This window comes from Aeromonas sp. 600724, from assembly GCF_049175135.1.
GTDB classification, from domain to species: domain Bacteria; phylum Pseudomonadota; class Gammaproteobacteria; order Enterobacterales; family Aeromonadaceae; genus Aeromonas; species Aeromonas veronii_A.
The window spans coordinates 1-19,918 of sequence record NZ_JAAKUM010000005.1; the positions used below are offsets into that span (position 1 = coordinate 1).

General features: G+C 60.7%; 16 protein-coding genes and 2 tRNA genes. 12 read left to right on the forward strand and 6 right to left on the reverse strand.

The genetic code is table 11. From position 1 onward, the window contains the following. Window positions 1–106: 106 nt before the first annotated feature. Both G5168_RS05965 and G5168_RS05970 read left to right on the forward strand, forming a co-directional pair. A tRNA-Met gene (locus G5168_RS05965) sits at window positions 107–183 on the forward strand. An 8-nt stretch (window positions 184–191) separates the two neighbouring features. Then, window positions 192–275, forward strand: a tRNA-Leu gene (locus tag G5168_RS05970). Window positions 276–493: 218 nt separating this feature from the next. On the opposite strand, the gene G5168_RS05975 is transcribed toward G5168_RS05970, so the two are convergent. Then, window positions 494–2,326 carry an SLC13 family permease gene (locus tag G5168_RS05975; RefSeq protein WP_421251982.1) on the reverse strand — a complete coding sequence of 611 codons (1,833 nt, stop codon included), beginning with the start codon at window positions 2,324–2,326 and terminating at the stop codon, window positions 494–496. A 263-nt stretch (window positions 2,327–2,589) separates the two neighbouring features. Between G5168_RS05975 and pnuC the strand changes: the two genes are divergently transcribed. The 7 genes from pnuC (at window position 2,590) to nifJ (ending at window position 11,263) form a co-directional block, all read left to right on the forward strand. Further along, complete coding sequence (gene pnuC, locus G5168_RS05980; RefSeq protein ID WP_040066934.1) at window positions 2,590–3,306, forward strand: nicotinamide riboside transporter PnuC; 717 nt, start codon at window positions 2,590–2,592, stop codon at window positions 3,304–3,306. Window positions 3,307–3,309: 3 nt separating this feature from the next. Then, window positions 3,310–4,035 carry a nucleoside phosphorylase gene (locus tag G5168_RS05985; RefSeq protein WP_421251983.1) on the forward strand — a complete coding sequence of 242 codons (726 nt, stop codon included), beginning with the start codon at window positions 3,310–3,312 and terminating at the stop codon, window positions 4,033–4,035. Between the two features lie 105 nt (window positions 4,036–4,140). Then, entirely contained in the window at window positions 4,141–4,812 is a 672-nt protein-coding gene (locus G5168_RS05990) for a Crp/Fnr family transcriptional regulator (RefSeq protein ID WP_421251984.1), read from the forward strand. Between the two features lie 42 nt (window positions 4,813–4,854). Beyond that, a complete protein-coding gene (gene yqfB, locus G5168_RS05995) occupies window positions 4,855–5,178 on the forward strand; it encodes a N(4)-acetylcytidine aminohydrolase (protein WP_421249701.1) in 324 nt (107 codons plus the stop codon). A 67-nt stretch (window positions 5,179–5,245) separates the two neighbouring features. Beyond that, complete coding sequence (locus G5168_RS06000) at window positions 5,246–5,647, forward strand: DUF1622 domain-containing protein (RefSeq protein WP_199416841.1); 402 nt, start codon at window positions 5,246–5,248, stop codon at window positions 5,645–5,647. Window positions 5,648–5,848: 201 nt separating this feature from the next. Then, on the forward strand, window positions 5,849–7,489 hold the full coding sequence (locus G5168_RS06005) for an alpha-glucosidase (protein WP_338711229.1): 1,641 nt from the start codon (window positions 5,849–5,851) through the stop codon (window positions 7,487–7,489). A gap of 228 nt (window positions 7,490–7,717) precedes the next feature. Continuing rightward, complete coding sequence (gene nifJ / locus G5168_RS06010) at window positions 7,718–11,263, forward strand: pyruvate:ferredoxin (flavodoxin) oxidoreductase (RefSeq protein ID WP_421251985.1); 3,546 nt, start codon at window positions 7,718–7,720, stop codon at window positions 11,261–11,263. 111 nt (window positions 11,264–11,374) lie between these two features. Here the strand turns inward: nifJ and G5168_RS06015 are convergent, their stop codons facing one another. Beyond that, window positions 11,375–12,739, reverse strand: a complete 1,365-nt coding sequence (locus G5168_RS06015) for an MDR family MFS transporter (protein WP_421251986.1) — start codon at window positions 12,737–12,739, stop codon at window positions 11,375–11,377. Window positions 12,740–12,924: 185 nt separating this feature from the next. Here G5168_RS06015 and G5168_RS06020 point away from each other — a divergent pair, with 185 nt between their 5' ends. Beyond that, window positions 12,925–13,527: an HAD family hydrolase gene (locus G5168_RS06020; protein WP_421172810.1), complete on the forward strand. Its 603-nt coding sequence runs from the start codon at window positions 12,925–12,927 to the stop codon at window positions 13,525–13,527. Window positions 13,528–13,581: 54 nt separating this feature from the next. On the opposite strand, the gene G5168_RS06025 is transcribed toward G5168_RS06020, so the two are convergent. Continuing rightward, entirely contained in the window at window positions 13,582–13,929 is a 348-nt protein-coding gene (locus G5168_RS06025; RefSeq protein ID WP_254204217.1) for a hypothetical protein, read from the reverse strand. 858 nt (window positions 13,930–14,787) lie between these two features. On the opposite strand from G5168_RS06025, the gene G5168_RS06030 reads away from it, so the two are divergent. After that, the gene (locus G5168_RS06030) at window positions 14,788–16,053 is read left to right on the forward strand and encodes a RidA family protein (RefSeq protein ID WP_421251987.1); all 1,266 of its coding nucleotides are present in this window, start codon (window positions 14,788–14,790) and stop codon (window positions 16,051–16,053) included. Between the two features lie 72 nt (window positions 16,054–16,125). Here G5168_RS06030 and G5168_RS06035 read toward each other — a convergent pair whose 3' ends face one another. The 3 genes from G5168_RS06035 to G5168_RS06045 form a co-directional block, all read right to left on the reverse strand. Continuing rightward, window positions 16,126–16,848 (reverse strand): PA1136 family autoinducer-binding transcriptional regulator, encoded by a 723-nt coding sequence (locus G5168_RS06035; protein ID WP_335844189.1) that lies wholly within the window; start codon window positions 16,846–16,848, stop codon window positions 16,126–16,128. Next, a complete protein-coding gene (gene hchA / locus G5168_RS06040) occupies window positions 16,845–17,708 on the reverse strand; it encodes a glyoxalase III HchA (protein WP_104015454.1) in 864 nt (287 codons plus the stop codon). The genes G5168_RS06035 and hchA overlap by 4 nt, the downstream gene beginning before the upstream one ends. Before the next feature lie 145 nt (window positions 17,709–17,853). Further along, a complete protein-coding gene (locus G5168_RS06045; protein WP_421251988.1) occupies window positions 17,854–18,726 on the reverse strand; it encodes a LysR family transcriptional regulator in 873 nt (290 codons plus the stop codon). Window positions 18,727–18,861: 135 nt separating this feature from the next. Here G5168_RS06045 and G5168_RS06050 point away from each other — a divergent pair, with 135 nt between their 5' ends. Continuing rightward, window positions 18,862–19,890, forward strand: a complete 1,029-nt coding sequence (locus G5168_RS06050) for an NAD(P)H-quinone oxidoreductase (protein WP_421251989.1) — start codon at window positions 18,862–18,864, stop codon at window positions 19,888–19,890. Window positions 19,891–19,918: the final 28 nt, after the last annotated feature.

Below are 19,918 nucleotides of genomic sequence, written 5' to 3' on the forward strand. Positions count from 1 at the left end.
CGCCAAGCGGTAAGGCAGCGGGTTTTGATCTCGCCATCCCTAGGTTCGAATCCTAGTACCCCAGCCATTTTTCTGTTCTCTTCCACATCAGTGGTCGATAACAAACGGCTATGTAGCTCAGTTGGTTAGAGCATCGCACTCATAATGCGGGGGTCACAGGTTCGAATCCCGTCATAGCCACCATTAATATTGCGGAAGTGGCGAAATTGGTAGACGCACCAGATTTAGGTTCTGGCGCCCTAGGCGTGAGAGTTCGAGTCTCTCCTTCCGCACCATTAATAGCAGTACCAAACAGACCAGCTCACGCTGGTTTTTTTGTATCTGAAATTTGCCTCTCCCCAGTTTTTCTCTCGCGCCTCTATTAACCCATCTCCACGTTAATTCCCGTCCACATCACTCTTCACTGATTCCGAGCACGCCTTGCCACTCTTGTCTCCCGGCCATAAAAAAGCGGCCCGCAGGCCGCTGGTGCACACATTCATCATCCCGGTTATCAGAACGGGAAGAACCAGGGGATCGCCACCACGCTGACCGCCATCACCAACAGGGTGAATGGCACCCCGATACGGATAAAATCGGCAAACTTGTAGTTGCCCGGCCCCAGCACCAGAGTATTCACCGGTGACGAGACCGGCGTCATAAAGGCAGCCGAGGCGGCGATGGCAATGGTCATGGCAAACGGATAGGGCGAGACTCCCATCTGCTGCGCCGTGCCCAGCGCAATGGGCGCCATCAGCACAGCTGTCGCGGTGTTGGAGATAAAGAGCCCGATCACCGCGCAGAGGGCAAACAGGCTGGCCAGCATGACCCGCGGCCCCATCTCCCCTACCGCATTGACCAGACCACCGACGATCAGATCCACCCCGCCGGTTTTTTGCAGCGCCAGCGCAAAGGGGAGCATACCGACGATGAGGATCAGGGTCGGCCAGTGGATCGACTTGTAGGCACTCTCCATATCGATGCAGCGAAACTTGCCCATCAGCAGACAGGCGATCAGCGCGGCAATCACGTTGGGCACCGGATCGGTCACCATCAGCAGGATCATCACTCCAAGACAAAAGAGGGCATGGATCGCCTGACTGCGGGCGGGGGCCATCTCGTCCACTTCAGCGGGCAGCCCCATCAGCAGAAAGTCGCGGCTATGGGTCTGCAACTGTCTGATATAGCTCCAATTCCCTACCACCAGCAGGGTGTCGCCCATCTGCAGCGGCTCATCCACTAGCTTGCCTGCCAGTGCCTCACCGTCGCGGCGCAGCCCCACCACGCTCAGACCATAGCTGGAGCGGAAGGTCACCTCACGCACGCTTTTACCCAGCAGCTTGGACTCGGGGATCAGCGACACCTCGGCCATCCCTACCTCCCGCGCCTGATCGGAGAAGTACTCCCCGCGCAGGATCATGGGTTCGAGCCGCGCCTCGCTGCAAAACGCCCGCACATCCACCTCGGGGTCTGACATGTCGATCAGCAGCACATCCTTCGCCTGGAACTCACTGATCCCCGACACCGGCACCATCACCCGGCGAAACTTGCGCCAGCGCTCCACCCCGATGACGTGGGCACCATAACGCGCACGCAGTTGCAGCTCGTCCAGGGTGTGACCAATCAGCGGTGAATCGGGCCGCAGCGCCAGACGACGGGCCCGACCGGCCAGTCGGTAGTCTCGGATGAGATCGCGCAGGGTGCGGCGCCCGGTCGGCTTGCCCTTGCCCTCTTCTCCCTCGCCCACCAGGGAGCCGCGCACCAGCAGCATGTAGAGGATGCCCAGCCCCAGGATCAGCACGCCCATGGGGGTGAAATCGAAGAACCCGAAACCGTGAATGCCGTGACGCATCAGCTCGCTGTTGACCACCATGTTGGGGGGCGTGGCCACCAGCGTCATCATGCCGCTGATCAGCCCGGCAAAGCCGAGGGGCATCATCAGGCGACCGGCCGGGATCCCCATCCGGTTCGCCACGCTCAGCACCACCGGGATAAAGATGGCCACCACCCCGGTGCTGCTCATCACAGCCCCCAGACTCGCCACCGCCACCATCAGCAACACCAGCAGCTTGGTCTCGCTGCTGCCCGCTACCTTCACCAATGCATCCCCCACCTGATAAGCGATGCCGGTGCGCACCAGCCCCTCACCCACCACAAACAGGGCGGCTATCAGAATGACGTTGGGATCGCTAAAGCCCGCCAGCGCCTCCGGCAGGGTGAGGGTGCCGCTCAGCACAAAGAGGATAATGATCAACAGGGCGACCACGTCCATGCGCACCTTGTTGGTCATAAAGAGATAGATGGCGCCAGCCAGCAGACAGAGCACCCAGACAAGCTCGGAATTCAATACAACCTCCTTTTATCACGTGATTCTCCTCCCGGAGAGTGGACTCTATCAGACCACAGCCATGGCGCTATCATCTTGCTACATATCAATAAAGTCCGGCCCGCCGGGGCCCCATAACCCATCACTGCTGGAATAACTGGGCACCAGCGGCGATTTCTTTGATATGGGCCAAGCCCGGGGCGGACAAAAGTCCTGCCCCTCCTCCCCCTCACCCCTTAGAATGGCGCCCTCGCATACTAACCCTCATGTCCAAGGATCAGAAAATGAGCATATTCGAGCTGTTCAGCATCAATAACACCCTAGTGACCATACCGCTGGGTGGCGGCTATGCCATGTCATGGATTGAAGCCATCGGCACCCTGTTCGGGCTGGCCTGTATCTGGTTCGCCAGTCAGGAGAAGACCATCAACTACCTGTTTGGCCTGATCAACGTCAGCCTGTTTGCCATCATCTTCTTCCAGATCCAGCTCTACGGACTGTTGATGCTGCAGCTGTTCTTCTTCTGCGCCAACGTCTACGGCTGGTACGCCTGGACCCGCCCGGCCAACGATCAGGGGGATACCCTGCAGATCCGCTGGCTCAGCAAATCCAAACTGATGGTGACCGCCGCCGTGAGCGTGCTGGCCATCGCCCTGCTGACCCGCTATATCGACCCGGTCTTCGCCACCCTGGCGCGCACCTCGGTCTCCCTGCTCAACCTGTTTGGTGCCAACCTTGCCATCCCCGAGCCCTCCCCCGATGCCTTCCCGTTCTGGGATGCCAGCATGACGGTGCTCTCGGTCGTAGCCCAGATCCTGATGACCCGCAAATACGTGGAGAACTGGATCCTCTGGGTCGTCATCAACATCATCAGCATCGGTGTCTATGCCGCGCAGGGCGTTTACGCCATGTCGCTGGAGTATCTGATCCTGCTGTTTATCGCCGCCAACGGCACTCGCCTCTGGGTGATTGCCGCCAAGCGCCAGCCACAAGGTCTGTAAGCCATGAGTCTGTTACCCCATCTCCAGTGCCGCCCCGACCAGATTGCCGAGCGGGTGGTACTGTGCGGCGACCCGGCCCGGGTCGATCGCATCGCCAGCCAGCTCGAACAGTGTGAAGTGCTGGGGCAAAACCGGGAGTTTCGCCTCATCAACGGCCGCTATCAGGGGCTGCCCATCACGGTCTGCAGCACCGGCATTGGCGGCTCCTCGGCCATCATAGCGCTGGAGGAGCTGGTGCAAGCCGGCGCCCGCTCGCTGATCCGGGTCGGCTCCGCCGGTGCCCTGCAGCACGACATCGGCCTTGGCGACCTTATCGTGGTGGAAGGGGCGGTTCGCAATGAGGGGGCCTCACAGGCCTATCTGCCCGCCGAGTACCCCGCCTGCGCCGATATCTGGCTGCAGGCCGCCTTGCTCAACCATGTAGCGACCGGCAGCCAGCCTCATTGGCACGGGCTGGTACGCTCCCACGACAGCTTCTATCGAGATGATGAGCAGGAGGTGTGCCGCTACTGGCATGCCCGTGGCGTGCTCGGCGCTGACATGGAGACCGCCTCCCTGCTGACCTTGGGTCGCCTGCGCAAGGTGCGGGTCGCCGCCGTGCTCTGCAACGTGGTGCTATTCGAGCAGGATGTGCAACAAGGGGTGGCGGATTACGCCAGCGCCGAACAGGCGATGATGGCCGGTGAGCAGCACGCCATCGCCGCCGCCCTCCACGCTCTGGTGCAATAACCCGCAAACCGTTAACTGCGGCACATCCGCTACCGTGCGGGCTGGTATCCGGCCCGCACTCTTGCTAGCCTCATGGCCCACGTCATCCGGTGCGACAGGCAAGTCATGCAGCAACAGCCCTACCCCCTCGGCCGTTTTCACGCCGAACTCCAGCAGCTTGAACCCCGCTTTGCCGCGGCGCTCGACGCCTGCACCCTGTTTCTGCGCCGTTACCTACCGGGCGAATTGATCATGCGGCAGGGGGAGCAGAGCGAGCAGCTCTATCTGGTCGAACATGGCCGGGTCTCCCTCAACAGCACGGTACACTCTGGCCGCCGCTTCCAGCTTGGCGAAATTGAGTGCCACAGCCAAATCTTCGGCGAGATGGAGTTCTTCAGCGCAACCCCGGTACAGTGGAACGTGGTGGCAGAGACCGAGCTGGATGCCCGAGTCATCTGCGCCCACAAGCTGGCCCAGCGCCTGCTGGCAGAACCTGAGTTGACCCTCTTCTTCGCTGCGGCGCTTGCCAGCGACTATCTCGACACCCTGGAGATCACCACCAGCCGGCTGCTCCACCCCATCGCCTACAACATCGCCTATGAGCTATGGCGTGAGCGCCAGCGCACTCCGATGCTGGGATCGCGCAAGCGGGCCCATGAGGCGGCGCGCTTCGGCACCACCGAGCGGGTTTACCGCCGCGCCCTCAAGGAGCTGGTCGAACAGGGCATAATTGCCGACAGCAGTGACGGCCCCGTTATCACCGATCTGGCCAAGCTGCGCGCCTATCTCGATCTTTGATTTCCATTCACCTCATTTCGATTCACCCAGTCAGGAGTCACCATGTCTGCTCATTCCTATCCCGAATTCACCTTCTTCAGCCGCTTCGTTGCCGACATTCAGGCGGGCCGCAAGACCATCACCATCCGCGACGAGAGCGAGGCCAACTGGCAGCCCGGCCAACGTCTGGCGCTGTTCACCAACCCGGAGCATCAGCCCTTTGGCACCATAGAGGTGCTCTCGGTCAAGGCGGTCGCCTTCGATGAACTGAATGAGGAGCACGCCCGTCAGGAGAACATGACCCTCCCCGAACTCAAACAGGTGATCCGCGATATCTACCCCGATCTGCCGCCGCTCTATGTGATTGAATTCAAACTGATTGCCTGAGCCGGATTTGGCCATTGCCGAGCGATGTGTTAATAGTGTCCTCTTTTGAATCATGGAGGTGACCCGAGTGTTTGAAATAGCGAGCCTGAAAGAGGGGATGATGCACGGGGTCGAGCTGTTCCAGCTGCTGCTGGAGATCATCTCCATCGCCTGTGTGGTGATAGGGCTTGGCAAGACCCTCTGGCTGGCGGCAAGAGTGCGGGATCACCAGCCCGGTTTTCCGCGTATTCGTCTCTGCTTTGGCAGTTGGCTCATTCTGGCGCTGGAGTTCCAGCTCGCCGCCGACATCTTGGCCACCACGGTCGCGCCAAGCAAGGAGGAGCTGATCCGCCTTGCCATCATCGCGGTGATCCGCACCTTCCTGAACTACTTCCTCGGCAAGGAGCTGGAAGCACAAGCGGAACGCCAACAAGAGAAGGCAGAGCGCCAGCAGGAGCAGCACAGCGAGCAGGCCAAGGCTGCTCAATAACCGGTATTCCTGCATAGCATCCAACGCTAAGTGCCGTGCCATCCCGACCACAGCCGTGGCCTGGGATGGCACCTTTGTGACCCTTCCCGCACTTTTGGCAATCAGCCAACAATGGAACCCTTTTCAAGGTTTCCCCTGCCCTGTCGAGTAGCAGCTCATCTGCGTAAGATAGAAAATCTCCTCCCCCAACCGGCCACGCTGATGAACCCGCAACCCCTCCACACGCCCGATATAGACCTCGATAGCTGCGTCATCTACCAGATCTACCCCATGAGCTTTCAGGACAGCGATGGCGACGGACTGGGCGACATCAACGGCATCCGTCAGCGCCTCGACTATCTGGCCACCCTCGGGGTCGATATGCTCTGGCTCACCCCCATCTATCGCTCCCCCAAACGGGACAACGGCTACGATGTGGCGGACTACCGTGCCATCGACCCCGCCTTCGGCACCCTGACCGAGATGGAGCTGCTGATAGCCGAAGCGGCCGCTCACGGCATCGGCATCATGATGGATATCGTCGCCAACCACACCTCCACCGAGCACGAGTGGTTTATGAAGGCACTGGCCGGGGATCCCCGTTATCAGAGTTATTACGTGTTTCGCGACCAGGCCTTCGTTGACGCTCACCCCATTACCTCGATTTTTGGCGGCAGCGGCTGGCAGTACGTGCCGGAGCTTGATCGCTACTACCTGCACAACTTCGATCCCAGTCAAGCCGATCTGGACTGGGACAACCCGGCGGTGCGCGCCGAAATGGCGGCGGTGATCAACTTCTGGCTGGGCAAAGGGATCAAGGGATTTCGCTTCGATGTGATCGATATGGTGAGCAAGGAGTGGGACCAGCTTGCCATGAGCAATGGCCCGCGCCTGCACGACTATATCCGCGAGCTCAATGCCGCCAGCTTCGGCGGCAAGGGGATCATCACGGTGGGGGAGACCTGGGGAGCCGATCTCGCCCATATGCAGAACTATTCGAACCACGATGGCAGCGAGTTCAGCATGGTGTTCAACTTCGAGCATCTGGGGCTGGGCAGTGACAAGTGGTCATCCCGCTTTGCTCCCCTCGCCTTCAAGCGAGCCATGGCCCGCCACCAGCAAGGGCTACACGGGCGTGGCTGGAACAGCCTGTTTCTCGGCAACCACGACCTGCCCCGCGCCGTCTCCCGCTTTGGCGATGACAGGCCCGAGTGGCGGGAAACCAGTGCCAGGCTGTGGGCCATGGTGCTGCACATGATGCAGGGCACTCCCTTCATCTATCAGGGGGAGGAGCTCGCCATGACCAACCGCCACTGGCAGCCGGACGAGCTGCGCGATGTGGAGGCAATCAACTACCGCGCCAGCCAGTCAGGGCTGGATCCTGCCGAGCTGAGTCGGCGGCTCGATGCCATCGGCCGCGACAACGCCCGTACCCCGATGCAGTGGGACGCTGTCCCCCACGCAGGATTCAGTACGGCCACGCCCTGGATTGCCCTCAATGCAAACCACGTCGAGATAAATGCCGCCGAGCAGATGGCCCGCCCCGACTCCCCGTTTCACTGCTATCGCCAGCTCATCGCCCTGCGCAAGGCTCACCCTGTCGTTCGCCACGGCAATTTCGATCTGCTGGATGGGGATGATCCCGAGCGCATCAGCTATCGCCGCCACTGGCAGGATCCGGCGAACGGCGAGCGGCACACCCTGCTGCTGCTCGCCAATCTCACTGCGAACCCCTTGCCGATGCCCCACTTCGACAAGGTGACAGACAAGATGCGGTTGCTGCTGGCCAATTACCCAGGCGAACCACTGCCACTCTTCGCCCCTTATCAGTGTGCCATCTGGCTGCGAGTGGATCAGGATTAACCCCGTGCTGACGGGCCATGCCAATGGCCCGTCAATCGCCATCCATCGGCTGTCAGCAGAAAATCATTCCCCCACGCGGCGGGATTAAATTAACCACTATTACTGACTTATTAATTGATTATTTATCCCGTTTGATACGCTCTCATTGCCCCTCTTACTATGCCTGCGACCTATCCATTGCCGATGCAACTATCGGCTTTCAAACTGGCATAGCAAAGTGGAAAACAGATGATCACCACAGACGGGAATAACGCAGTCGCCTCGGTGGCGTACCGCACCAGCGAAGTCATCGCCATCTACCCCATCACCCCCAGCTCGGCCATGGCTGAGCAGTCGTCGGCCTGGTCGAGCGAACGGGGCAAGAACCTCTGGGGGGATGTGCCCCGGGTTGTCGAGATGCAGTCGGAAGGGGGCGCCATCGCCGCCGTCCACGGAGCCCTGCAGACCGGCGCGCTGGCGACCTCGTTTACCTCGTCGCAGGGGTTACTGCTGATGATCCCCAACCTCTACAAGCTGGCGGGTCAGCTCATTCCCTTCGTGCTGCATGTGGCGGCGCGCACCGTGGCGACCCATGCGCTATCGATCTTTGGCGATCACTCGGACGTGATGGCGGTGCGCCAGACCGGCTGTGCCATGCTCTGTGCCAGCAATGTGCAGGAGGCGCAGGATTTTGCCCTGATCTCCCAGATAGCGAGCCTCAACAGCCGCCTCCCCTTTATCCACTTCTTCGACGGCTTTCGTACCTCTCACGAGATCGCCAAGATAGCGCCGCTCGCTGACGACACCCTGCGTGCCCTGCTGCCCGCTGATGCCATCCGCGCCCATCGTGACCGGGCGCTCACCCCCGACAAACCGGTCATTCGCGGCACCGCCGCCAACCCGGACACCTACTTCCAGTGCCGGGAGGCGAGCAATCCCTGGTATGACGCCGCCTATGGCCATGTGAGCGAAGCGATGCAGGCCTTTGGCGAGCAGACCGACCGCCACTACCGGCCGTTTGAATATGTCGGCCACCCGCAGGCGGAGCGGATTGTGGTGCTGATGGGCTCGGCCATCGGCACCTGCGAGGAGGTGATCGAGCGCCTGCTGGCCCAAGGGGAGAAGGTTGGGCTGGTGAAGGTGCGGCTGTTCCGTCCCTTCTCGGCCGAGCATCTGCTGGCCGCTATTCCCGAGAGTGCACGCTCCATCGCCGTGCTGGATCGCACCAAGGAGCCGGGCGCACAGGCCGAGCCCCTCTATCTCGACGTGATGACGGCGCTGGCCGAAGCGGTCAGCCGGGGCGAGCGGGCAAGCCTGCCGCGGGTTATCGGCGGCCGCTATGGTCTATCCTCCAAAGAGTTCGGTCCCGCCTGCGCGCTGGCGGTGTTTGCTGAACTGGCGCAGGAGAACCCGCGTCCGCGCTTTACCGTCGGCATCTTCGATGACATCACAGGTCTCTCGCTACCGCTAAACGCGCTGGACACCTCAAGCCCCATTCACAGCCAGCAACACAAGCTGGAGGCGCTCTTCTACGGCCTTGGCAGCGATGGCACCGTCTCGGCGGCCAAGAACAGCATCAAGATCCTCGGCAACCACACCGAGCTCTATCCGCAGGGCTATTTCGTCTACGACTCGAAAAAGGCGGGGGGTCTCACCGTCTCTCACCTGCGGGTGGGCGAGCGGCCGCTCCAATCGGCCTATCTGGTGGAAGAGGCGGACTTTATCGGCTGCCATCAGTGGCAGTTTGTCGACAAGTACCGGATGGCGGAGCGCTTGAAAGCGGGCGGCATCTTCCTGCTCAACACCCCCTACAGCGAAGCGGATATCTGGCAACGTCTCCCCAGCGAGGTGCAGCACGCCCTGCGCGAGAAAGAGGCGCGCTTCTACATCATCAACGCCGCCAAAATTGCCCGCGACTGCCAGCTCGGCAACCGCATCAATACCGTGATGCAGATGGCCTTCTTTCAGCTCAGCGCCATCATTCCCCCCGCAGAGGCGACCAGCCTGCTGAAGCAGGCCATCGCCACCAGCTATGGCAGCAAGGGACAAGCGCTGGTCGAACGCAACTGGCAGGCTCTGGAGGCAACCTGCGCCGCACTGACCAGGGTGCAACTTGGCGAGCTGGATCCTGCCAGCCGCCCGCGCCCACCGGTGGTTTCGGCCAAGGCCCCCGACTTTGTCCAGACCGTCACCGCCGCCATGCTGGCGGGGCTGGGTGACAGCCTGCCGGTCTCCGCCTTCCCGCCGGATGGCACCTGGCCGGTCGGTACTACCCGCTGGGAGAAGCGCAACATCGCCAAGGAGATCCCCATCTGGGAAGCGGAGCTCTGTACCCAGTGCAACTACTGCGTCGCCGCCTGTCCCCACTCGGCCATTCGCGCCAAGGTGGTAGAACCGGATGCACTGGCCGCTGCTCCCGCTACCCTGGATGCGCTGGATGTGAAATCCCGTGACATGCGCGGCCAGCAGTACGTGCTGCAGGTGGCGCCGGAGGATTGCACCGGCTGCAATCTCTGCGTAGAGGTGTGCCCGGCCAGGGATCGCAGCAACCCGGATCGCAAGGCGATCAATATGGCTTCGCGCCTCGATCACCTCGACGAGCAGAAGGCCAACTACGACTTCTTCCTCGACCTGCCAGAGCGCAGCGCCGAGCAGCTGGAGCGCATCGACATCCGCACCTCCCAGCTCATCTCGCCGCTGTTTGAATACTCGGGCGCCTGCTCCGGCTGTGGCGAGACCCCCTATATCAAGCTGTTGACCCAGCTCTATGGCGATCGGCTGCTGATTGCCAACGCCACCGGCTGCTCGTCCATTTATGGTGGCAACCTGCCTACCACCCCCTACACCACCAACGCCGACGGGCGTGGGCCGGCCTGGGCCAACTCGTTGTTTGAAGACAACGCCGAGTTCGGACTGGGCTTCCGTCTTACCGTCGATCAGCACAGGGAGCGGGTGCGCCGTCTGCTGGCGAGCCTGGGCGACACCATACCGGCAGCGCTGCGCGAGGCGCTCGGCGATGCCACCCTGCCGGTTTCCGAGCAGCGGGCCCATATCCAGCAGTTGCGAGCGCTTCTGCAGGAGAGCCAGACCCCGGCAGCCCAAGAGCTGGCTCGCGATGCAGACTATCTGGTGGAAAAATCGGTCTGGCTCATCGGCGGCGATGGCTGGGCCTACGACATCGGCTTTGGCGGGCTCGACCATGTGCTGAGTCTGGGGGAGAACATCAATGTGCTGGTACTCGACACCCAGTGCTACTCCAACACCGGCGGCCAGCAGTCGAAGGCGACGCCACTCGGTGCCATTACCAAGTTTGGCGAGCAGGGCAAGCGCAAGGGGCGCAAGGATCTCGGGGCCAGCGTGATGATGTATGGTCACGTCTATGTGGCGCAGATCTCCCTCGGTGCCCAGATGAACCAGACCGTGAAGGCGATTCAGGAGGCGGAAGCCTACCCGGGGCCGTCGCTCATCATCGCCTACAGCCCCTGCGAGGAGCATGGCTACGACATGGCCGAGAGCCACGAGCAGATGAAACAGCTGACTGCCACCGGTTTCTGGCCTCTCTACCGCTTCGATCCGCGCCGCGCTGACGAGGGCAAGTTGCCGCTGGCACTCGACTCGCGGGCACCCAATGCCTCGCTGGCCGAGACCTTGCGCCATGAGCCCCGCTTCCAGCGGCTGGAGCGCCAGCTGCCGGAGGTGGCCAGCCAGCTCTATCAAGAGGCAGAGCAGGAGGCCAATCGCCGCTTCGCCTGGCTGAGCCAGCTGGCGGGCAAGGAGAGTCCGGCGCAGGAGTAACCTGAGAATGGCTTGATGGCAACAGCCACTCTATTCGCCAAATAACAATCAGGGCTCCCCGCGGGGAGCCCTGATGCTAGCTATGGTGAGCCTATGTCGGCGCAGGTCAAATCAGGCGCTGATAGAGGCCAGCTCATGGCGCTTCAACGCCAGCAGGGTGATGAGCAGCGCCAGCGTGGCGATCAGTGCCATGCCGATATAGGTCGCGCTGAAGCCCGGGGCCAGCAGATCGGGGGCGAGCCGGCTCAGATCGCCACCGCTGCCAGCAGGCAGGCGCAAGTGGAACAGCATGGAGCAGATAGCCACGCCGACGGCACCGCCGAGCTCCCGCCCGAAGTTGAACAGCGACATGCCGATGCCGCGATCCTGCCGCGGCAGGGCATTCTGCACCACCACCGAGAGGGCGGGCAGCACCAGACCGAGACCAATACCGGCAAACCCGAGCGCCAGTCTGACCCAGGCATCGAAGTGGATCTGCCACAGAGCCACTGCCGCGAGGCCAAAGCCCACCGCGACAAAGCTCTTGTAGTGACCGGTACGGCCAATCAGCTTGCCGCCGACAAAGGCCCCAGCGGTGATGCAGATCATGAAGATGACCATGATGGCGCCGCTCTCGCTGGCGCTCATCCCCTTCTGCCACTGCATCTGCAACGGCAGATAGACCAGCACGGCAAACATCAGCAACTGGGAGAGCATCACCAGCAGCACACTCACCAGATAGCCGGGCAACCGGGCCAGATGGGCGGGCAATATGGGGTCGTGGGCGCGCCGTTCAATCAGAATCAGCAGCAGCAATGCAACGCCCAGCGCCGCCGAAAGCCAGACGGCGGGCAGCGCCGCTTCCGGCGAGAGCAGCAACAGGGTGAGCGTGGTGACGGTAATCAGCAGACCCGCCCCCTTCCAGTCGAAGCGACTGTGGCGACGCACGTTGAGCTGCTTGAGGTTGCGGTTGATGAGAAAGACTGCCAGCGCCCCGAGCGGCAGATTGATCCAGAAGATCCAGCGCCAGCTGAGCTGCTCGGTGAAGTAGCCGCCGAGCAAGGGGCCAGCGATACTGGAGACCGCATAGACCGCCGAAATGTAGCCCTGATATTTGCCCACCTCCCGCGGCGGAATGGTGTCGGCAATCACGGTAAACGCGAGGGCAATCAGACCGCCGCCCCCCAGCCCTTGCAGCACCCGCGCTGCCAGCAGGGTCTGCAGATCCTGGGAAAGAGCACAGGCCACCGAGCCCGCCAGAAACAGGCCGATGCCGATATTGAGCATCCGCACCCGACCAAAGAGATCGCTCAGCTTGCCATAGAGGGGCAGCACGGCGGTGGCCGCCAGCAGGTAGGCGGTGACCACCCAGGTGAGGGCGGCACCGGCATGCAGCTCGGCGCCAATCATGGGCAGCGGGGTAGTGACGATGCTCTTTTCCAGTGAACCGAGCGCGATCACAAGCGCCACACTGGAGAAGATGGTTTTGGGGGACATTTTCGAGGTCATAAGCGGACTCGCAGATCTGATATGCCAAAGTATCCGGCAATGAACGGATTATTGTCTCACAAATCAGCAAGAGATAGAAAAAACGGCGGCCACAATCTGCCCAACCATGAGGCCGATCCCACAAAACGCCGACCGTTTCTGCTAGCCTGCCCTATTTGATTCGAGGAGCCCCCATGAGCGAGCGTGAGCAGTACGGGTTTGATCACTACGATGCCCTGATTTTCGATATGGATGGCACTTTGGTAGATTCCATGCCCCTCCATCTGGATGCCTGGGAGCTTACCTGCGCCGAATTCGGCATCCCCTTCGAGCGGGATCAGCTCTATCAGTACGGCGGCATTCCCACCCGCAAGATCATCGCCATGCTGGCCGAGCAGCAGGGGCTGACGGTGGATGTCGAGGCTTTTACCCGTCGCAAGATTGCCCTCTATATGGAACATATCGACAAGGTCAGCGTCTTTCCCAAGATGTGGGAGCTGGTCAGGCACTATCACGGCAAGGTCAAGATGGGGATTGGCACCGGCTCACCGCGCAATCAGGCGGACTCCATCCTCAAAAGCACCGGGCTCGATGCCTATATCTCTGTGGTGGTCAGCGCCGATGATGTCACCAACCACAAACCGCATCCCGACACCTTCTTGCGGGTGGCCGAGCTGCTCGGCGCCAATCCCGCCAACTGTCTGGTGTTTGAAGATACCCGGATCGGGCTTGAGGCTGGCAAGGCGGCAGGGATGGATACTCTACTGGTAATGGAAGGCGAACTGCACCAGAGGTAGATCGCAAGCGGACAGCGGCAACATGGCGCCACCTCGATGGTGCCATGATGCTGTTCAACTCGCGGATAAAGGGTTCTCCTGCAAACAGGAGACGAGCGTCGGCCCAGTGGCAACTGTCAAGGAGAGTGCATCGACCATGGCTTCCTCCTTCCATGCCTGATGCTGGCGCAACAACGCCAGTGCTTCAACCGGCGTATCTGCAAAGATGGGGGCCGCCATGGCGGCAAATCCCTGCTCAACCAGTTGACGACGCTCATCGCTATAGCGCGGGGCATTGGCATCGAGATAGGTAAGCGCCTGGCCCAGCGTGAAAAAGTGATAGTTGGGCATCGAATGACCCTCAAAAATAAAGTGCCATTCTACTCCTTTCTGCTCCATTTCCAGCCTTAAACCCTTGTCCATCCGGTGATCTCGTTCACATTTTTGTTAACAATCCCGCAGACAACCATGCCACGGCAGCTGGCCTCGCCCGAGACCCTTTCATCCCTGGCAGGCTGTAGACTACAACCGGCGCAGAGAGCCCGATCCATAGCGCTGCGTCGAGCCAACGTCATCCTCTCTTGACCATGCCGCACCCGGTCAGCCGATATATTGCCAACCCTGGTCACCTCGATATGGGACCACTGGGCTGTGTCACGCATATTTCACCAGATACATAAAAAGATAAAAACGCTCCGAGTCTTGGCCAACCGTCAGCCTACCGATAATTAACAAGCATCCCCCATGCAAATATTTGAATTATATTCCAGCCACATCTTTAACTACTGTTACAGTAATGTCTGCTAACATATTTTTGCGCGGCAAGATAGATGACTAAAAAAACATAAAGTACATATCTATGCACAATAAAATAGTTTGATGGCAGCTTGATGCATCGCATTAACCCTTTCTTTACACTCCTTCACTGCCAAGGTATCTGCCCCAACCCCCGCCCGGACTGGACTATTGCTCGATGCATGGCCATTGGCGGACAAACAGGTGACTATTCAGCATGAATTGAATAGCAATCACATTAAATTTGCACCCATTGAGCCATCTCATAGAAATGCAATCAGCGGTTTGCAACCCCTGATAGCCACTCATAGAATCGCAGCGTCTGAAATATCTACCCTGTCCTCTCCTCCCTTATTGCTCTCAGTAATTGAGTGGATCACAAATAATAACCGGGGATGCCGCCGCTGGCGCAGTGGCCATGGCGCACAACGAGATGGGGTAAACCTGTACCTGAATGAACAACAAATATTAAAAAGAGGCATATCTATGAGTGGCACCATCATCAAGTCGGCAAGAAATACCCCCCATGCACCCCAGGATCTGGGCCCCTGCACCCAAACGGTGGCGTTTTCTCATTACAACAATATCTCCGCCCAGCTGCCGGTCGATCCCGCCACCGGCAAGATGGTAAGCGGCGATGTCACCGCGCAGGCCAGACAGTGCCTGAGCAACCTCAAGGCGATCATCGAGAGCATCGGCCATGTGATGGACGATATGGTGAAAGCGACCATCTTCCTGAAAGAGATGGCGGATCTGGAGGCGGTCAACGCCGTCTATCGCGAATTCTTCCCGGGCTATCTGCCGACCCGCACCACCCTCGCCGTCGCCGCCCTGCCGCTGGGTGCGCTGGTGCAGATTGATGCCATCATCTCCAACGGCGAAGGCACCTTCCCGCAAGATCCTTGCCCGCTGGTGAAGCTCGCCCGCAACAGTGACAAGGCGCCGCACAATCCGCTCTCCACCCATACCGTGGCCTTCTCCCACTACAACAATATCGGCGCCCAGCTGCCGGTGGATGCAGCCTCGGGCCAGCTGGTTGCTGGTGGCATCAAGGAGCAGGCGGGCCAGTGCCTGCGCAATATCAAGGCGGTGCTGGAGAGCATCGACGTGCCGTTTGACGATATCGTCAAGGTCACCGTCTATCTGACCGATCTGGCCGATCTGGAGGCCGTCAACGAGGTCTACACCACCTTCTTCCCCGACTCTGCCATTGCCCGCGCCGTGGCCTACCTGCCTGCCCGCTCGGTGGTCAGTGCCGCCGCCCTGCCCATGGGGGCACGGGTGCAGATGGATGCGGTCATCTCCCACGGTGACGGCACCCCGCCGCAACTGGTGGAAGACAGACACAATCTGGTGATCCGTGCCCGCAATACCGACAAGGCACCGCAGAGCCCGCTCCATTGCCAGACCGTCGCCTTCTCCCACTACAACCATCTCTCTGCCCAACTGCCGATTGACCCCGCCACCGGCAAGATCCTGGCTGGCTGCATCAAGGAACAGACCGCCCAGTGCCTCAGCAATATCAAGGCGATTGTGGAGAGCATCGGCCATGTGATGGACGATATCGTCAAGGTCAATATCCAGCTCGCCAATATCGCGGATCTGGCCGAGGTGGATGCCATCTATACCAAATACTTCCCGGCCTACCTGCCGGCCCGCACCGTGATCGCGGTGCGCGAACTGCCCGCCGGTGCTCTGGTACAAATCGATGCAGTGATGTCCAACGCCGAAAGCACCCCGCCACAGGCGTAAAGGTTGCGGAAATAAAAAAGAGACCGGCTATATGCCGGTCTCTTTTTACATGCCTGACAAAGGGATGACCCCTCAACCCTCGATATCGCGGTTCCTGAGCGCCACTCTGACCGCCTCTGCCGTGGTGGCTACACCGAGTCGACGGCGGGCACTGCGCAGATGGTTCTCGACCGTGCGCACCGAGAGTTTCAGGGTGGTGGCGATATCGGCATGGCGCCAACCCCGGGAGACCCACTCCAGCACTTCGCGCTCGCGCCCAGTGAGGCCACGCTCGTGACCCGCTACCGGCATCTCCATCAGCCGACGGGCAGCATGAAAAGCCGCCACCGCGATCAGCGCAAGGCCAACCCGAGTGTGGGCACTGGCATCGATCTGATCGCCGCCAAAGCTCATCGCCCCTTCCAGTCCCAACGGCCCATAGACGGGTACCTGCAAGCCATGTCGGCCCGGCCCCTCAGGATAGCGAACGATACGGTACTGCTCGCCAGCAGCGCCAACCGTTTTGCTCCAGAAGAAGGGCTGGTCTCGCTCCCTGATATGCATCGCCATCGGGCACTCGCGCATATAGGCATGCAGGTCGACCGCCTCGCCGCTCTCCAGCCACTCCCCCTCCAGCCAGTAGAGATGCTCGACCACCCCCTCCTCGCTGGCGCTGATGGAGAAGAGCGCAAAGCGGTGATACCCCAGCGGGGTGGCAAAGGCGCGCACCAGTTGCTGGATCTCCTCCAGCCGCTGGCACCCTTCCAGCGCCACCGCGACCTGCAGCGCATTCGCTGGCGACGACGACAACCTCATCGCTTGGCAACCGCCTCCAGCAAGGTGGTGGCGGCCAGCTTGCCGAGGTTATTACCAGCCAGCGGGCTGTCACCGGTCAGCAGATTGCGATCCCGGCACACCTCTCCCGAGATGCCGTTGTTGACGATCTCGAAGCCAATCTCTTTGAGCTTCTCGCCAAACTTCCAGGTGAGGTGGCCAGGCATATAGCCAATTGCCGGGGTCTGGGCATCCAGCTCATCGGGGAAAGCGCAGATCTTGTAGCCCGCGAAGGTCTCTGGATTGGCCACCGCCAGCAGCGCAGCAGGCCCGTGACAGAGGGAGATGATGAAGCGATCGTTGGCCATCGCCCACTCCAGCAGCGCTTTCACCTCGGCACTCTCCGGCAGCCCCATCAGGGCGCCGTGGCCGCCGGGAATAAAGACGCCGATATAGTCCGAGTCGGCGGCCAGCGCCTCTTTCAGCAGATCGGCCAGCTTGGCCGGTTGGCGGAACTGCGCCTGATATTTGGCATAGAGCCCCAGCACCTCTTCGTCTTCGCCGGGCATGGCCCACCACTCGAACTTGACCGGATTGCCGGAGAGGGTGGCCACGTCAAAGGCAAAGCCCGCCTTGTCGAGGTGATACATGGGCAACAGGGTTTCGACCGGATGGTTGCCGGTGGAAAACAGGGTGCCGTTGTCGGTGGGCAGATAACGCTCATCGGCACCGATCAGCAGGATCTTCCAGCGCCCCTCCCGATAGGGAGCGGGATAGTCGGCCCCGGCAAGGTCAGATTTGCGCGAGGTGAACTGGCTCAGGGAGTAGGGCGACGGGAAGAAGGCATTCTGCTCTGCCGGATCCGGGGTCGGTTGTTTATCGTCAACAAGCATGTCGGTCATGGGTCAGGCTCCAGTAGTGGTGGACTCGGTCTCACAGTATTGACTGTCAGAGACCAAGTAAATGAGGGTTTTCCCTCAACCGCCATGACTATGGCAAGGGATGTGACAGTGCTGCGACAAAACCTGAACAGAACGCCCGCCAGATTTAGGCCATCGCGGCAAATGCCCTGACGATGGCATCCATGACCGCCCTGACCCGCGCGGCATGCTGCACATCCTGATGGGTCACCAACCACACATCGTAGGATTGCTGTAACTGCCGCTCGGGCCAGACCCGCACCAACCCGGCTTGCTCTGCGAGCGGAACCGCTACCTCGCCAAGCCCCAGCCCCATCAACAGGGCCTGACGCAGCATCAGGCTGGTATTGACCCCCGCGGCGACCGTGGCCCCCTCGGCCGCCTCTTCGAGCATCATTGGCGAGCGAGCGCTCTGCCAGTGGGGCTCATACACCACCAGCGAATGGCCCGCAAAACCGGTGCCCGCTTCGGGAATGCCATGGCGAACCAGATAGTCGGCGGAGGCATACAACCCGACCGGCCAGGAGGCCAGCTTGCGAATAATCAGGTCAGGATTGTCCGGCTTCACCGTCCGGATCGCGATATCCGCTTCCCGCAAGGACAGATTGACCACCTGGGTCGAGGTATTGAGGATGACCCTGATATCGGGATAACGCTGATGCAGCTCGGTCAGGGCCGGTATCAGAAAATCCATCCCCAGGGTGTCTGTGGTCGCCACACTGACCTCCCCGACCAGGCGGTTGTCGACCCCTTGCGCCGCCCGCACAAAATCAATGGCTGCCAGCTCCATCTGCTGGGCGCTGGCCAGCACTATCTCTCCGACATTAGTCAGCACATACCCTTTGGATGTGCGGAGAAACAGCGTGGCCGCCAGACGATGCTCCAGTGCGGCAATCCGCCTGCCAATGGTGGCCTGATCGACCCCGACCACACGGGCGGCGCCCCTCAGGCTCCCTTCCCGATGCAACGCCAGAAAAATTTTCGCATCATCCCAGTTCATCACGACTCCCGATTGAAATGCATTTTTGCATTACAGGTGAGGGATAATACTGCGTTTATTCATCAGCAATCTCCACTATCTTGGTGCTCATCCCACTCGGGGAACCTCATATCACCTCGTTACAAGGAGCCGCTGATGCCTAACGCCTATTCCATTCCCGCCACCATGAGCGCGGTAGAAATTACCCAACCCGGTGGCCCCGATGTCTTGCAACTGACCACCCGCGCCACACCAGAGCCCAAGCCCGATGAGGTTTTGATCCGGCACTATGCGACCGGCATCAATGGGCCGGATGTGATGCAGCGCAAAGGGCTCTACCCGCCTCCGGCAGGGGCATCGGATATTCCCGGGCTGGAGGTCGCCGGGGTCGTGGTCGCCAAAGGGGAGCAGGTAACCCATCTCAAGATTGGCGACAAGGTCGCCGCGCTGATTTCGGGTGGCGGCTATGCCGAGTACAGCGTCGCCCACCAGAGCAATGTCCTGCCCCTGCCGCCCGGATTGAGCTTTGTCGAAGCCGCGGCACTGCCGGAAACCTTTATGACGGTCTGGTCAAATATGTTTGAACGGGGCCAGTTTAAAAAAGGCGACATCATCTTGATTCATGGCGGCGCCTCCGGCATCGGCACGACCGCCACCATGCTGGCCAAGGCATTTGGCGCCGCCAAAATCATCACCACGGTCGGCTCACCCGAGCAGCAGGCCGCCAGCATCAAGCTGGGCGCCGATGTGGCCGTGCTCTACAAGGAGGAGGATTTTGTCGAGGCCGTGCATGCCGCCACCGATGGCCATGGCGCCGACATCATTCTCGATATCATTGGCGGGGAGTATGTCGCGCGCAACTATGCAGCGGCCGCCATCAATGGTCGCATAGTCCAGATCGGCATTATTGCGGGCGCCGCCCCCAATCTGGATCTGTTTCCCATGCTGCAAAAGCGGCTGACCCATATCGGATCCACCCTGCGCTCGCGGACTCCGCAAGAAAAAGCCGAACTGATTGCCCAGTTGCAAACTCATGTCTGGCCATTTATCGAACGCGGCGAGGTCAAACCGCAGGTTTACCAGACCTTCCCGCTGCATGAGGCGGCGGCCGCCCACCATTTGCTGGATTCAGGCCGTCATATCGGCAAGCTGGTATTAACCATGGCACCCTTGTCGTCAGATTGATAAGGCCCATAGTGGAGCAGGCCGAGGT